Below are 15,985 nucleotides of genomic sequence, written 5' to 3' on the forward strand. Positions count from 1 at the left end.
TGCGTGATGGACCTGATTGACGGGCTCAAAGCCTTTGTGGCCACGGCGCAAACCGGGTCGTTTACCGCGGCGGCGGACCGGCTTGGCATGTCCAATCGGTTGACGTCAAAATATGTCGCCGAGCTTGAACAGCGCCTTGGGGTGCGGGTGTTGCAACGCACCACGCGCAAGGTTGGGATCACCTCGGCGGGCGAAGAGCTTTTGGCCCGTGCGCCCGCGCTTTTGGACGAACTCGACGCGATGCTCTCGGCGGTGACCGAGGATAGTCGCGGGTTTTCCGGCACGTTGCGGGTGTCTGCGCCCGTGACCTTTGGTGAAACCTATGTGCAGGGTCTGATGCAACGCTTCGCCGCCCCGCATCCTGACCTGACCATCGACTTGCGGCTCAACGACAGCTATGTCGATCTGGCCGCCGAAGGGGTCGATTTGGCGTTTCGGATCGGCACTCTGGATCAGCCGACGTTAAAGATGCGCAAACTGGGCGAAATCCAAAGCGTCGTTGTTGCCTCCCCGGCCTATCTCGCGGATCACCCTGCACCAAAGCGGCCCGAAGATCTGGCACATCACAGCTGTGTCATCGACACCAACCGCCGCCGCCCGGCGCACTGGGTGTTTGTGGACGGTGCACAAGAGATCGCAGTCACCGTGCGCAGCCGGTTCATGGTCAACAGTGCGCGTGCGGCGCGGGATTTGGCCGTCGCCGGGCAGGGGATCGCCTTTTGCCCGCGCTTTGTCTTGGGGGATGATCTTGAGACCGGGCGTTTGGTGTCGCTTTTGGACAGGTTTGATCGCCCCGGCCATCCGATCAGCGCGATCTATCTTGAAGGGCGCACTTTGCCCCTTAAAGTGCGTGCATTGATTGACTTCGCCCGTACCGACATTCGCCAAGCGGGCATCGCCTGACACTGGCACGTTCAACAATTCTGTCTCAGTTTGACCTGAACCAAGGCCGAGCGCTACGCTGGGGCGTAGTCTTATCCCCAATCACGCTTTTTGACGTGTAGCGTAAAGCACGATGACCCGGAGGATTCCCGCATGAAAACCGTCACCATTTTAGGCCCATCTCAATCAGGCAAATCAACCTTGGCCAAAGCGCTCGCGGGGCTTGAGACGGGCACATCCCGCTCTTTGAGCCTGTTTGGCGAGGCTGCGGTCACGATGTTTCGCTATCTGGATGAAGATTGGGCCGTGCTGGAGTGCCCTGGCGGGGCGGAGGGATTGTCACTGACCGGATCGGCCTTGGCGGGCAGTGACGCAGCAGTGCTGTGCGTGTCGGCGGATGTGGACGCGGCGGTTTTGGCCGCGCCTTATTTGCGCCTGCTTGAGGCGGCCAATCTACCGACGCTGATTTTCGTCAACAAACTTGATGTCGCGGTTGACCGCATCAGCGATGTGGTCGCCGCCCTTCAGGCCTATTCGGCCCATGGCATCGTGCTGCGCGAAGTGCCGATCCGCGAGAATGGCGAAATCACCGGGGTGGTGGATCTGATCTCTGAACGCGCTTGGGCGTTCCATGACGGCGCGCGCTCGTCCTTGATGGAACTGCCGAAAGATATGCGCGCGCGCGAACAAGAGGCCCGCGCCGATTTGCTCGAACATCTGGCGGATTTCGACGATGCGCTGTTGGAGGAATTGATCGAGGACCAACAGGTGATGAGTGACGAGATCTATGAGGTCTCAACCAAAGTACTTCAGCATCACGACCTGATCCCGACCTTTTTGGGCGCGGCCGCAAAGGGCAGTGGTCTGACACGGTTGATGAAAAGCCTGCGCCATGAGGTGCCGGGGATTGAGGCGCTCTCAGATCGGTTGGGCCTGTCTCCCGTGGCGGTCGGGATTTTTGCCGATCAGGTCAAACATCTTGGCAAAACCGTATTGATCCGCGCCGTGGGGGCTGAGATCACTGCGGGCGCGCAAGTGGCGGGTGGCAGTATCGGCAGCCTCGTTGACATTGATGCCAAAACCCCGGTGAGCCAACTTGCCCCCGGTGCCCTCGCGTTGACGGTGAAAACCGATCACCTGTCCCTGCGCGCGCCGATTTATGGCGCGAGTGGGCCGATGGAGACGCCGGTTTGGGTCATGGCACATGCGCCGAAACACAGATCGCTGATCTCGCCCGTCAATGATCGCGATGACGCGCGGCTCTCGGCGGCTTTGACGAAACTGGCGGAGATTGATCCGGGGCTGAGCGTTGAGCAGGACAGCCAAAGCGGCAAGGCAATTTTGGCGACCCAAGACCAGCTTCATCAACGCCGCGTTGTCGCAAAACTTGATGAGGTGTTTGGCGTCGCGATCACCCTTGAGGCGATCCCTCCGGCGCTGTTTGAAACCATCACGCGGCGGGTCGAGACCCAGCACCGCCACCGCAAACAATCCGGTGGCGCCGGTCAATTTGCCGATGTGGTGATCGAGATCGAACCCTTGCCGCGTGGCGATGGTTTTGTCTTTGCCGAAACGGTCAAAGGCGGCGCGGTGCCGCGCAATTACATGTCGGCGGTTGAGGCAGGGGTGTGCGATGCGCTGGCCGAGGGGCCGAATGGTTGGCCGGTGGTGGACATCAAAGTCACGCTCAAAGACGGCAAGCATCATGCGGTGGACAGCTCTGATCATGCCTTCCGCACCGCCGCCAAAGGCGCTGTGCGCGAGGCGATGGCGGAGGCGAAACCCATCGTCTTGCAACCGATCCACCGGATCAGCATCCATGTGCCAAGCCCGTTTTCAGGTGGATTGGTGCCTTTGGTGACGGGTCTCAAGGGACAGGTTCTGGGTTTTGAGGCCGAAGGCGACGTGGCCGGATGGGATGTGTTTTCTGCCCTGTTGCCTGCGGCATCCGAGGCGGAGTTGTTTCAGGCCTTGGGCAGCGCCTCGCGGGGCACAGCGTGGTATGAGGCGGAACTGGATCACTATGAAGAGGCCCATGGCGCGATCGCGACGATGGCCCCGACGTCCTGATTGAGCTAACCCGTACAGCAAATTCAAAAGAGCCGCCGGGCATCCTTCGGCGGCTCCTTTAAGTTTGCCCCCTCAGACAAAATAACCCGACGGAAATCCCAACCTCCTGCGTATCATGGGTTCAAATTCGCTGCATTGCGGCATCTGAAAGGTCCGACATGAAAACCCCCCTTCGTCTTTTGATCGTCATTCTGCTCCTTGGAGCGGCCTATTGGGGCTGGACCCAATATGCAGGTCAGGACGATCAGGCTCCGCCTCAAACGGCACGGGTGACGCGTGGGTCCGTATCAGAGACCGTACTGGCCTCTGGAACCATCGAGGCCAAACAATTGATCAGCGTCGGCGCGCGCACCTCGGGGCAAATTGAAACCATGGCTGTCAGTTTGGGGCAAACCGTGGTGGCGGGTGATTTGATTGCGCAGATCGACAGTCAGGACCAACAAAACGATGTGCTTCAGGCCGAAGCGGAACTGGCCAATATCAACGCGCAGATCGCGGCAAAAAACGCGAGTTTGAAAAAGGCGCAACTGTCCTTGAATCGGTTGAATGAGCTGAACAAACAAAATTACGCCTCGCAAGAAGATGTCGAAAGCGCGATTGCCGATCTGGCAGTCTATGAAGCCGAACTTGAGGCGCTGGATGCGCAAAAATCGAGTGCTGAGGTCAACGTGTCGACCGCGAAAATCGCGTTGGACCGCACCACGGTGACCGCGCCGATCAGCGGCACGGTTGTGGCCGTGGTGGTCGACGAAGGTCAAACGGTGAATGCCAATACGACCTCTCCGACCTTGGTGAAATTGGCCAATCTCGACAAGATGCTCGTCAAAGCCGAAATTTCCGAGGCCGACGTGGTGCATGTCGCGGCGGGTCAAAAGGTCAGTTTTACCATCCTTGGTGAACCCGACAACGCCTTTGCCGCCACCGTGCGCAACATCGAACCTGCCCCCTCGGAGATTGAGGACAGCGACACGATTTCGAGCGATGAGGCGATTTATTACAACGGGATTCTTGAGGTTGATAACCCGGATCATGTGTTGCGGATCGGGATGACGACGCAGGTGTCGGTGGTCTTGGATGAGGCGCTGAATGTATTGACCGTGCCTGCCGCGGCGTTGAACACGGGCGCGGAGGGGCAGCCGTTTGTCATGGTGTATGACGCCACCAGCGGTGCAGAAAAAATGCAGCCGGTTGAGGTGGGTCTGAACGACAAAGTGACGGTGGAAATCATCTCTGGTTTGAACGAAGGCGATTTGGTTGTAACCGGGGCAGCCGTTGCGGCATCCACAGGCAGTGCTGGCCGCATGGGTCCGGGAATGGGGTTCTGATATGACCGATGCCATACGGCTCAGCCCGCTTATTTCCGCGCGCGGTTTGACCCGCAGTTTTCCCGCAGGGGAAGAGGTCATCACCGTGTTGCGCGACGTGGATATCGACATTTATCCCGGCGAAATGGTGGCCATTATCGGCACCTCGGGCTCAGGCAAATCGACCCTGATGAACATCCTCGGCTGTCTCGATCGCGCCAGTTCCGGGACCTATATGTTTGATGGCAAGGATGTGGAGGATCTTGATCCTGACGAACTGTCGCGGCTGCGGCGCGAACATTTCGGCTTTATTTTCCAACGCTATCAATTGCTGTCCGATCTGGATGCGGTCGGTAATGTCGAGGTGCCGGCGATTTATGCCGGGGTCGGGCGCACTGCACGGCGAGAACACGCCAAAGAGCTGTTGACCCAATTGGGCTTGGAGACGCGCTTTGATCACCGCCCCACCGAACTGTCCGGCGGCCAACAACAACGTGTCTCTGTGGCGCGTGCCCTGATGAATGGGGGCGAGGTGATCCTGGCCGATGAACCGACCGGCGCATTGGACACCAAAAGTGGTGATGACCTGATCGCGTTGCTTCTTGATCTCAACGCCAGGGGCCACACCATCGTCATGGTGACACACGACCCGAATGTGGCCAAACATGCCCATCGGATCATCGAGATCAGCGATGGACGGATCATTTCGGATCAGCGGCAAGACGGCCAAGACCCCAAAAACAAGACCGCCTATAAGGCGCAAATCCCGCCCGCCAGTGCCCATATCGGCGCGGCGTTGCAGCGGTTGGGGGAGGCGTTCAACATTTCGCTCAAGGCGATGTTGGCGCATCGCACCCGCTCTTTTCTGACCATGCTCGGCATCATCATCGGCATCGCCTCCGTCGTGCTGGTTGTGGCGCTTGGCAATGGCACGCAGGAGAAGGTGCTTGAAAGCATCAGCTCGCTGGGCACCAACACGATTTCGGTGCGCGCAGGTTCGGGCTTTGGCGCGCGCGATTCCGGGCGGATCGAAACGCTGATGCCCTCAGATGCCGATGCCCTGTCCTTGATGCCCTTCGCCGACAGCGTCTCTCCCGCCGTGTCCACGCAGGCCTCGGTGATCTATCGCAACACCGAAGCCTCCGCGACGATCAGCGGGGTGAGTGGCGATTACTTTCAGGTCCACGCCTATGAAACCGTCTCTGGCACCGTGTTCAGTGACAGCGATGTCACGAGTTACACGCAGGTCGCAGTGATTGATGAGGACACGCAAGGCACGTTTTTTGACACAGGTGTCGATCCTTTGGGGCAGGTGTTGATATTAGGCCATGTGCCGGTCCGGGTGATTGGCGTGGTGCGTTCGACAGGGGCCACGTTTGGTCCGTCTTCGCTCAATGTCTGGGTGCCCTACACCACGGCGATGGCGCGGGTGTCGGGGCAAAATAACCTCGACAGTATTGGCATTCGGGTCATTGACGATTTCGATATGGCCGAGGCCGAAGCCCAGATTTCCGCACTTTTGACCGCGCGCCACGGCTCCAAGGATTTCTTTTTGACCAACACGGACACGATCCGTGAAACCATCACCTCAACGACCGAAACACTGACCTATCTTGTGGCGATGATCGCGGTGATTTCATTGATCGTCGGCGGGATTGGCGTGATGAACATCATGTTGGTCTCTGTGACTGAACGGACCAAAGAGATCGGTGTGCGCATCGCCATCGGTGCGCGGCGCTCCGATATTGTCAGCCAGTTTTTGCTGGAGGCCGTGATGGTCTGTCTCGTGGGCGGGGTGATTGGGATTGCGGCGGCGTTGATTGGCGGGGTTTTGGTGGAACGCTTTGTGGACAGTGTGCGGTTGAGTTTTTCTCTCACGGCCATTGTCGTGGCGTTCCTGTCCTCGACCTTGATCGGCGTCACCTTTGGCTTTCTTCCGGCACGCAATGCCGCGCGTCTCGACCCTGTGGTGGCGCTCAGTCGGGAGTGAGAGGGTGGTTTTCGGGACTGGTACCTTGGCGTGCGGCTCGGTAGCATGGCGTAAAACATGAAAAGGACGACACTGGAGCATGCCAGACCACCGCGCCGCATTCATCGGGGCCTCTGGGCGGATCGGCGCGCTGTTGCGGGCGGCATCACGGGCGGACCCTGCGGAGCATGTACAGATCACTTGGCAATTTCGCGTGCCCCCGCCTGACCCTGAGGTCGGTTTTCACTGGCCTGACCTCACGGACCCGCAGCCTCTGATCCATGAGGCCGCGCGGCGGGGCGGGCTGGATGCGCTTTTGGTCTTTGCTGGTGTGTCCCAAACGGGGCGCAAAGACGATCCGGCTGAGATGAAAGCCAACGTCGAGATCGTGGATGCGGCGATCTCTGCGGCCCAGTCAGCGGGGATTTCAAAACTCATCGTGGCATCCTCTTCTGCGGTCTACGGCGCGGGGATGGGGTGTCCTTTTGTCGAAACCGATGCGCTTCACCCGCTCAACGCCTATGGTGCGGCGAAAGTGGCGATGGAGGCGCTTTGCACCCGGCGTGCGGATGCGTTGGGGTTTGAGATCTGTTGCCTGCGCATCGGCAATGTCGCGGGGGCGGATATGCTTTTGGGCAATGCCATGGCGCGGGCGACAGACGATGCGCCGTTGCGGTTGGATATGTTCCCCGATGGTGATGGTTCGCGCCGGTCTTATGTCGGACCTCTGAGTCTGTTTCGCCTGCTCTGTGCTCTGGTGGCAACGGATCGGCGTTTGCCGTCTGTACTCAACCTAGGGGCGCGTCACCCGGTGGCGATGAATGCGCTCTTGGATGCGGCCGGGGTGCCATGGACGGCCGTGCCCGTGTCTGCCTCGGCGCATCAAAATATCACGTTGAACTGTTCCGCTCTTTTTGACCTGTGCCCACAGGTCCCTGTAGGCGCTACCGCCGCAGACATCATTGCAGAATGGCAGCAGGTGCGAGGCGCATTATGACGGTTCGAAAACGGCTGTTTGATATCGTCTTTGCGCTTGCTTTGGCGGCTCTGCTTTGGCCGGTCTTTACCGTCGTGGCCCTGTTGATCCTGATCCGGGACGGGGCGCCGATTTTCTACGCCTCCGAGCGCATGAAAACCGCAGACTCCGGCTTTCAACTGATCAAATTCCGCACCATGACCGTGGCGCAAAATGACAGCGGCGTGTCGGGCGGCAATAAGGCCGCGCGGGTGACGAAAATCGGGCGCTTTCTGAGGAAAACCCGGTTGGATGAACTGCCGCAGCTTTGGAACATTCTGCGCGGCGATATGTCCTTTGTCGGTCCGCGCCCGCCGCTTAGAGCCTATGTCGAGCGGTTTCCCGATCTCTACAGAGACGTTCTAAAAAACCGCCCCGGCGTGACGGGTTTGGCGAGTTTGTATTTTCACACGTACGAAGAAACCCTTTTGTCCAAATGTGACAGTTTTGAGCAAACGGATGATGTCTATGCCCGCCGGTGCGTGCCCCGAAAAGCGCGTTTGGATCTGATCTATCAAAGACATGCAACTGTCTGTTTCGACGTCAAAATATTGGTCATGACCTGCGCTGCCGTTCTGCGGAGGCGATGAGGCCCGGCGGTTCCTCGGCGGTCCTTCGCTGATCAATCTGGTACTTTTTTACACAGTTTCGGTTTTAATGCACATACGCCCTTTCCCAAGCCCATGCTTTTTGCAAGGTAGAAAGGGAAAATACACTTTATGAGCGAGTAACCGAGTGTACAGAAGAGTTTTAATCGTTGGTATGACCTCCCTGCCTGTGCATGTTGTGCGCGCTGTTTTGATGGCAAACGACGTCGGGGTTTTATTCGCGGCACTCACGATGACACATATCTTGCTCTTTGGTGCGGATTTTCCTGCGTCCTATCCGGGCATGTTTTGGCTTTACCTTGTAGTGGGTCTGTTTGGGCTGGCCATGATCATGGGGTTCCGTCTTCAGCGGATTAAACTGGTGATGCTGAACTCTGGCGATGTGCTTAATATCGCCAAGGCCAACCTTGCGATCATGCTGAGCCTGATGATTGTCTCTCTTGGTCTCGGTGTGCCGCATATGCTGGCCAACACTTTGACTTTTGGTGTGTTTTCTTTTGCTGGCATGGTCGGAACCCGCGCCACAGCGGTGTCTGTGTTTGGCCACCTTCGAGAACATCTGCACAAACGCCAAACGGTCGCCGTGTTTGGCGCCGGACCCGCCGGGGTGCAATTGGCCTCGGCATTGAGCCAATCGTCGGACATGCGCCCGGTGGCGTTTTTTGACGACAATCCCACCATGCATGGGATGGAAATTGGCGGCATACCCGTGTGCTCGCCAAAAGATTTGGTCGCCGACATGTTTCGCCAATCCATCTCAAAGCTGATCATCGCTTTGCCCGATAGCGCCAAGGCGCGGCAGACAGCGATTGTCGATATGTGTATTCGCGCCGATATTGACGTGCAGATTTTGCCATCCTTCATTGATTTGCTGGCGGATCGCGGCAATGAAAAATTGCGCACGGTTGATCCGCATGACATCTTGGGGCGCGACAAAGTTGATCTTGAGACCCCTGAGGTGGCCAAAAGCTATGCCGGGCGCGTGGTGATGGTCACCGGGGCGGGCGGGTCTATTGGTTCTGAATTGTGCCGTCAGTTGATCGCCTGTCGCCCAGCCAAAATCGTGTTGTTCGAGCAAAGCGAATACAATCTGTATATGGCAGACCTCGATCTGGCCAAGCGCACCCAATCATGCGCTGTTGAGATTTGTTCCCGGCTTGGCTCGGTCACCGACCCCGTGCGCTTGCGTCAGGTGATGGCCGAGGAGAAGGTGGAAATCATCCTTCACGCTGCCGCCTACAAGCATGTGCCTTTGGTCGAGGGCAATGAACTTGAGGGCGCGCGCAACAATATTTTGGGCACGAAAATTTTGGCCGATGCCGCCGTTTCCGCGGGCATTGAGCGTTTTATCCTTGTGTCAACCGATAAGGCTGTGCGCCCGACCAGCGTGATGGGGGCGACAAAGCGTTTGGCGGAATTGATCGTTCAGGATGTGCAAACCCGCGCACCGGACACCAAATTTGCCATGGTGCGCTTTGGCAATGTGTTGGGGTCGTCCGGCTCTGTATTGCCACTGTTTCAGGCGCAAATCGAAGCGGGCGGGCCGGTGACCGTCACCCATCCAGAGATGAACCGGTATTTCATGACGGTCTCTGAGGCCGCGCGTCTTGTGCTTTTGGCCGGGGCCTATGCCGAAGGCGGCGATGTGTTCGTATTGGACATGGGGAAACCGCAAAAAATCATCAATATTGCCCGCAAACTGATCCGGCTGTCCGGGCGTCGGGTCAAAGATCCGGTGACGGGCGAGGGTGACATTGAGATCAAAATCACGGGCCTGCGCCCCGGTGAAAAGCTATTTGAAGAGCTGTTTGTCGATGAGGACAGCCTGTGTAAAACCCCGCATCCGAAAATCTTGCGCGCCGAGGAGGCGCGGCTGAGCGAGATTCAAATTGCGGGAATGTTGCGCGAAGTTCAGGTGGCCATCGACACGGCAAACCCGCAAAAATTGCGCAAGGTGGCGATGGAGCGAGTGGATGGCTACCAGTCCGAGCAATTTTCACTCAAGGCTTGAAACACCGCAGAGATGGACCAAAAGGGGGCAAAAACGCCCCATATCATTGCGCAGCGCTCAGGCCGCATACGGGCTAGGCCACAGGTTAAATTCTGATATGGTGAGTAAAATTTCGGGGAATAAAGTGGGTTACAGGACGATGCAGGGACGACGGGCGAGAGCTGAACGTCAAGGCGGCAAAGCTTTGCTTTGGGCCGTGGTCGGGGGCGTGGCGCTGTCAAGCACACCGATGATGGCCGAGGACCTGCACACCTCTCGTTTCGGCCTTTATGGCTCCGCAGGTCTGTTGGATATGCCCACGGCAGAGACGGCCCCGGATGGGCAATTGAGCCTGTCGCACACGCGTTTTGGTCCCGTGCGCCGTACCACCTTGGCCTTTCAAATCCTGCCGCGCCTGTCTGGCAGCCTCAGCTACAGCGGCACGGACAATCTGACCGACGAATTCGACGTCTATTGGGACCGGACCTTTGATCTCAGCTATCAGCTTTTTGACGAGGGGACTTATCGCCCCGCCGTTTCCATCGGTCTGCGCGATCTGATGGGCACAAGCCTTTTGGGCAGCGAATATATTGTGGCCACCAAATCCGTCGGCGAGCGCCTGCGTGTGACCGGGGGGCTTGGTTGGGGCCGTTTGGCGACGCAAAGCGATCTTGGCTTCTCCATCGGCAATCGGGATGGCGACCTTCGGGACACTGGCGGCACGCTCAATTTTGATCAATGGTTTCGCGGGCCTGTTGGGGCATTTGGCGGGGTCAGTTACGATCTCAATGACAAGTTGACCGTTTTGGCGGAATATTCGTCTGACGCCTATCTGGCCGAAACGGAGCGTGGCATCGTCACGCATAATTCGCCTTTCAACGTCGGTCTGAGCTATCACATCACCCCCCATATCACCGCCACCGCCTCTTATCTCTATGGCGACATGTTCGGGTTTGGGATCACCGGATTTCTCAACCCGAAAACCCCGGCGGTGAAAGGCGGGCTTGAAACCGCACCGACTCCGGTGATGCAGCGTCCAAGCCGCTCGGCTGATGCGCTTGGTTGGTCCGGTGCATGGATCGAGGATGGCACAGACGCGCCCGCGATCCGCAAAGCCTTGGCGGGGGCGATGGCCAAAGAGGGGCTTGAACTCGAAGCCATGTCTTTGACCGCGACCCGCGCCGAAGTGCGGTTTAACAACACCCGCTTTGCCGCCCGCGCCGAGGCGCTCGGCCGCCTGTCGCGCCTGATGTCGCGGGCCTTCCCGCCGTCGGTCGAAACCTTTGTGATGACCGAGGTGGTTGAGGGCGTGCCGACACAGTCCACAATCGTCCCGCGCACCGGTGTCGAGCGGCTTGAATTCGAACCGGCTGGCAAGATGCTGGCCGTGACGCAATTTGCCGATCCCCGCGCGCTGCCCTCCGATCCTTTGGTGCGCCTCGAAGATGTCTATCCGCGCCTGCATTGGTCTGTGTCACCCTATCTGACAGCCTCTGTCTTTGACCCCGAAAGCCCATTGCGTGCCGACATCGGATTGCGTGGCAAGGTCAATTACGAACTGATGCCCGGCCTGTCTTTGCGGGCGTCAACCTCGGTTCGTCTCAGTGGCAATATTGCCGATGAGGATGTCAGCGTCGATGACACCACCCTGCCGCCTGTGCGCTCTGAAGCACCGTATTATTCCAATCAGGTCCAACTCGAAAACCTGACGGCCAACTGGTATGGCCACCCGGCTGAAAACATCTTTACCCGCGCGTCTGTCGGCTATCTTGAACGGATGTATGGCGGTGTGTCCGGTGAGGTGCTTTGGAAAAAATCCGCCAGCCGTCTGGCTCTTGGCGCCGAGGTCAACTATGCGCTCAAACGCGATTTTGATGATCTGTTTGGCTTTGGCGACTATGATATCGTGACGGGGCACGTTTCCGGTTACTACGACATGGGCAACGGCTTTCATGGTCAAGTGGATGTGGGTCGTTATCTTGCGGGCGACTGGGGCGCGACGTTCTCTGTGGATCGTGAATTCAACAATGGTTGGCAGGTTGGGGCCTATGCGACCTTGACCGATGTGCCCTTTGATGAATTTGGCGAAGGCTCGTTTGACAAAGGCATTCGGATTTCCATGCCCTCGGACTGGTTCGCCGGAACACCGACCACCGAACGTAATGATTTCCTGTTGCAATCGCTCACCCGTGATGGTGGTGCGCGCCTGAATGTGCAGGGACGGCTGTATGAGCGCATCCGCGGCACCCAACAACCAGAGATCGAAGACCGTTGGGGGCGGTATTGGAGATGAAACAGCGCAAGATGACGCGTCTTGCCGTGGCTTTGGCTGTGTTCGGTTTGTCGTTTGGCCTGATGGGCTGTGGCAATGATCAGTCTGCCAAACGGGCCAGCGCAACGATCAAAGATCTCTCGTCCATGGCTGTGGAGAAACTGGGCGGCAAGGGCAAAGCCGCGCCCCCGGTTGATCCGCGCGTGTCGATTGAGACCACCATGAGGGAAATCCCAGGGGTCCCGCTGCAATTTGTGATGCAAGAAAAAACAAGCGCCTATGCGGTGACCTCGATCTATGGCCAAAACGGTTCTGTGGTCACTTGGGTTGGGGCCGATCGCAAAACCACAAGCCTTGATCGGGGAGTGCTGACGGCCACCCGTGGCTTTGGCAATGATTTGATGTCGGTGGAAGACGGCGGGGCTGTGCGGCTGATCACCACAAAACAGGCCGGGACGGTGACGAAAACCTATCGGTTTCTGGATGGGTTGGAGCGCACGACGCGTTTGACGCTGACCTGTGCAATCACTCCGGGGGAAACCCAATCCGTGACATCTGGTGAGATTTCGACCTCTGCAAGGATCGTGCGCGAGACCTGTCAGACCGCGACCGGGGGATTTTCTTTCACCAACACCTATTGGATTGATGCGGGAGGCCGGATGGTGCAATCGGTGCAATGGGCCAGTGCCGAGATTGGCCAATTGGTGTTTCGCCGTCTGAGATGAGCGCGTCATCGGCGCTCAAAATCATCCTCTCACATTTGAATTTACTCAAATTTGAATTTGCAAAGAAAAACGGCGGCCAAATGACCGCCGTTTTAAAATTCGAAAACGGGTCGACTTAGGAGTCGAGAGCAACTGCGAGGGCAGCAGCGCCGAGCAGAAGCAAAAGAGCGTTACCACCCATGGAACCGTTGGAAGAGCTGGAGCTTTCCTCAACGATCACGGTGGGGGCCATTTCGGGCTCAGAATAGCCACCTGCAAAGGAAGCGGACGCTGTTGCGACAACCAGCATAGACGCGAGGGTAACTTTTTTCATATTGGTATCTCCGTTACAACAAATCACTCAGCATCCAAAGCCAAGTTCAGATCGAATTTTGCATACTCACCTTGAGCGGGAAACCCCAAACTTTGCGGCAAGTCTGTTTTCGGCGAAAAAAATCCACATCGTGTCGTATTCAACTCACTTACTGATTTTAAGAGAAGAATTTAACAAAAACACACACTAAAGCCTTTTGCGTGTTTCTGGGTCAGCAGGCTTGCAAAAGGACCGCGTAGCATCAATGTTACGGGCGTTTTGCAACTGATCTGGTTCCGGCCAAATGCAACACGCTTAAATGGGAACGAATAGACCAAATCCTCTCGGTTTGGCGCGTCAATCTCTGGGAGGGGATCATGGTCAAAGGCATTGTCTGGCTTGTGCTGGCCTATGGGCTGAGTCAATTTTATCGGGCTTGCCTTGCGGTGTTCGGCCCCGTTCTCAAATCCGAAATCGGGTTGGGGCCTGAGGACACGTCCATGGCGCTGGGGCTGTGGTTTTTGACCTTTGCGGCCATGCAAATCCCCGTGGGCTGGTTGTTGGACCACCATTCCCCCAAAGCCACGGTGACGGTGCTTTTGTCATTTGGCGGCGGCTTGGGCGCTATCGTGTTTGCGATGGCGCAGGGGCCTTTAGGGGTTAATGTCGCAATGATGTTGATCGGTATCGGTTGTTCGCCGGTGTTGATGACCTCGCTTTACATCATCGCCCGCACCGCGCCGCCTGCACGTTTCGGTACGCTGACCGGACTTGTGCTTGGCATTGGGTCGCTGGGCAATGTTGCTGCCGCCACCCCTTTGACATGGTCGATGGAGCTGTTGGGCTGGCGCGGCACGTTGGTGGGTTTGGCTGCTGTGACGCTGCTGATCGCCGGCGCGCTTTATCGTTTTGTCCAGGACCCGCCCCGTCTTGTTCATGCCACGGAAGGGCCGCGCAAAGGGATGCGCGATCTGTTGAAACTGCGCGCGCTCTACCCGATCTTATTGATCGCTTTGGTCGCCTATGCGCCCGGCGCTGGTCTGCGCGGCAGTTGGATTGGCGGCTATTTGTCCGATGTGCATGGGCTGAGCCCGGCACAGGTCGGAACGGGCACGCTCGTCATGGCGCTGGCAATGATCATCGGCAGCCTTGCCTTTGGCCCGATTGATCGGTTGATCAAAAGCCACAAATGGATCGTCGGCGGCAGTGCCGCGTTGACGCTTGTGCCCTTGGCGATGCTGTGGTGGGGCTTTGGTGACGCGACAGTGACAGCGGCCATTGTCTTGTTTGCGCTGGTTGGATTTTTCGCCTCCAATTATCCACAGATCATGAATCACGGTCGCACGCTTTTGCCACCTGAACTGGTCGGGCGCGGGGTGACGTTGATCAACCTGTTCTCCATTGGCGGTGTCGGCCTGTCACAGATTGCCTCCGCGCGCTTGTTTGCCGCGCAGATGGGGTCTGAGGGGGCAATGGCGGCGTCCTATAATGGTGTCTTTGGCTTCTTCACCGTCACGCTGGTGATTGGCCTTGTGGTCTATGCTTTTGGCGCGCGCGATCCCCGATAGCTGGCTTGTGACAGGGCGGCGCCTGTCCTAAGACATTTGGGGTGCAACACCTGTGGCACCGAGGCTTGATCTGGAGGCATCCGCGCGATGATCGCATATCTCAAAGGCTGGTCGACCAAAAAGGACAGCTTCTTTGCCTCTGTCGCCAAGGCGGCGGGGGGTGGCAAAGCCTTGCCGTTGATTCCGCTGTCGTTTCACGGCTTTCCCGAAAGTGACGCGCGCGCCAAGGCGGCGATGGCCGTGGCCAAACGCCAGCCCAAAAGCGCGTTGGTGCGGAGGCTGAAATTTCGCCTGATTTGGGCACAGTACAACGGCGCGCGCCGCTATTTCACCCGCCACCCGGACAGGATCGCGATGTGTTGGAATGGCATCACTGGCTCTCGCCGGGTGTTCATGGAGGGCGCGCGCGATGCGGGCGTGCCAACGCTTTATGGCGAACTCGCGCCCTTTCCCGGTCGGATGCAACTTGATCCGAAAGGCGTCAATGCACTGGGCACCGTGCCGCGCGATCCGGGGTTTTTTACCGCATGGGCGGCGGGGCGTGCGGATCGTCAGGGCGACGCGTGGCGTGAGATGGGGACAAAGCTCACCGCGCGGCTGTCGCGGCGCGCGGATGTGGGGCAGGCGGAGGCCGATCTGTCCGATGAGCCGTTTCTTTTCGTGCCGTTGCAAGTGCCCAATGACAGTCAAATCACCATGTTTGGCGGCTGGGTTGGCTCTGTTGAGGGGATGATCGCGGCGCTGGCCGAGGCGTCCGAGGCCCTGCCAGAGGGCTGGCACATTCGGATCAAAGAACACCCCTCTGCCAAGACCTCTTTGGCGGAACCGCTGGCCCGCGCCATGTCTATTGCTCAAGGACGTCTGCGCCTCGACAACCAGACCGACACCTTTGCCCAAGTCCGCGCCAGCCGCGGCGTGATCACCATCAATTCCTCCGTCGGGCTGCAGTCGTTTTTCTATGACAAACCGGTGATCGTGTTGGGCGAGGCGTTTTTTGCGCTGCCCGGTTTGGTGCGCGTGATCGGGGACCAAATGGCGCTCCATGCGGCCATGGCGGAGGCGGAATCGCTCGCCTTTGATCCGGCCTTGCGGGCTGCTTTCATGAATTATCTTGATCAGGTGCATTTCCCGCATGTATCGGAAGGCCCCGATGGCACCGTCGAGATCGACCAAAACGCCGCAGTACAGCGGATAATGGCGGCAAAGACCGCCATCGGGCACTAAACCCTCTTTCCTCCAAACGCCCTTTCGCGTAAGGCTCCGCGCCAGTCAACCTGGACTGATGAGGAG

At 58.2% G+C, this 15,985-nt stretch carries 12 protein-coding genes; 11 read left to right on the plus strand and 1 reads right to left on the minus strand.

The features are described 5' to 3' along the window. The first annotated feature begins 6 nt into the window (after positions 1–6). From BLT54_RS11725 to BLT54_RS11765, 9 genes are all read left to right on the plus strand, one after another. A complete protein-coding gene (locus tag BLT54_RS11725; RefSeq protein WP_074645181.1) occupies positions 7–903 on the plus strand; it encodes a LysR family transcriptional regulator in 897 nt (298 codons plus the stop codon). A 132-nt stretch (positions 904–1,035) separates the two neighbouring features. Next, complete coding sequence (locus tag BLT54_RS11730; RefSeq protein WP_074645183.1) at positions 1,036–2,952, plus strand: elongation factor G; 1,917 nt, start codon at positions 1,036–1,038, stop codon at positions 2,950–2,952. Positions 2,953–3,110: 158 nt separating this feature from the next. Then, positions 3,111–4,277: an efflux RND transporter periplasmic adaptor subunit gene (locus BLT54_RS11735; RefSeq protein WP_074645185.1), complete on the plus strand. Its 1,167-nt coding sequence runs from the start codon at positions 3,111–3,113 to the stop codon at positions 4,275–4,277. Between the two features lies 1 nt (position 4,278). Beyond that, the gene (locus tag BLT54_RS11740) at positions 4,279–6,246 is read left to right on the plus strand and encodes a MacB family efflux pump subunit (protein ID WP_074645186.1); all 1,968 of its coding nucleotides are present in this window, start codon (positions 4,279–4,281) and stop codon (positions 6,244–6,246) included. A gap of 79 nt (positions 6,247–6,325) precedes the next feature. Further along, a complete protein-coding gene (locus BLT54_RS11745; RefSeq protein ID WP_074645188.1) occupies positions 6,326–7,222 on the plus strand; it encodes an NAD-dependent epimerase/dehydratase family protein in 897 nt (298 codons plus the stop codon). Next, entirely contained in the window at positions 7,219–7,830 is a 612-nt protein-coding gene (locus BLT54_RS11750) for a sugar transferase (protein WP_074645190.1), read from the plus strand. The genes BLT54_RS11745 and BLT54_RS11750 overlap by 4 nt, the downstream gene beginning before the upstream one ends. A 172-nt stretch (positions 7,831–8,002) precedes the next feature. After that, positions 8,003–9,859: a polysaccharide biosynthesis protein gene (locus tag BLT54_RS11755; protein ID WP_074645192.1), complete on the plus strand. Its 1,857-nt coding sequence runs from the start codon at positions 8,003–8,005 to the stop codon at positions 9,857–9,859. Between the two features lie 124 nt (positions 9,860–9,983). Then, complete coding sequence (locus BLT54_RS11760) at positions 9,984–12,131, plus strand: YjbH domain-containing protein (protein WP_176832875.1); 2,148 nt, start codon at positions 9,984–9,986, stop codon at positions 12,129–12,131. Beyond that, entirely contained in the window at positions 12,128–12,835 is a 708-nt protein-coding gene (locus BLT54_RS11765; protein ID WP_074645196.1) for a YjbF family lipoprotein, read from the plus strand. Before BLT54_RS11760 ends, BLT54_RS11765 begins: the two co-directional genes overlap by 4 nt. A gap of 115 nt (positions 12,836–12,950) precedes the next feature. Here the strand turns inward: BLT54_RS11765 and BLT54_RS11770 are convergent, their stop codons facing one another. Next, a complete protein-coding gene (locus BLT54_RS11770; protein ID WP_009570029.1) occupies positions 12,951–13,148 on the minus strand; it encodes a hypothetical protein in 198 nt (65 codons plus the stop codon). A gap of 356 nt (positions 13,149–13,504) precedes the next feature. On the opposite strand from BLT54_RS11770, the gene BLT54_RS11775 reads away from it, so the two are divergent. Both BLT54_RS11775 and BLT54_RS11780 read left to right on the plus strand, forming a co-directional pair. After that, positions 13,505–14,695 (plus strand): MFS transporter, encoded by a 1,191-nt coding sequence (locus BLT54_RS11775; RefSeq protein WP_074645198.1) that lies wholly within the window; start codon positions 13,505–13,507, stop codon positions 14,693–14,695. Between the two features lie 87 nt (positions 14,696–14,782). Continuing rightward, positions 14,783–15,919, plus strand: coding sequence for a capsular polysaccharide export protein, LipB/KpsS family (locus tag BLT54_RS11780; RefSeq protein WP_074645200.1), 1,137 nt, complete (start codon positions 14,783–14,785; stop codon positions 15,917–15,919). Positions 15,920–15,985 lie beyond the last annotated feature (66 nt).

Source organism: Celeribacter baekdonensis (assembly GCF_900102315.1).
GTDB classification, from domain to species: domain Bacteria; phylum Pseudomonadota; class Alphaproteobacteria; order Rhodobacterales; family Rhodobacteraceae; genus Celeribacter; species Celeribacter baekdonensis.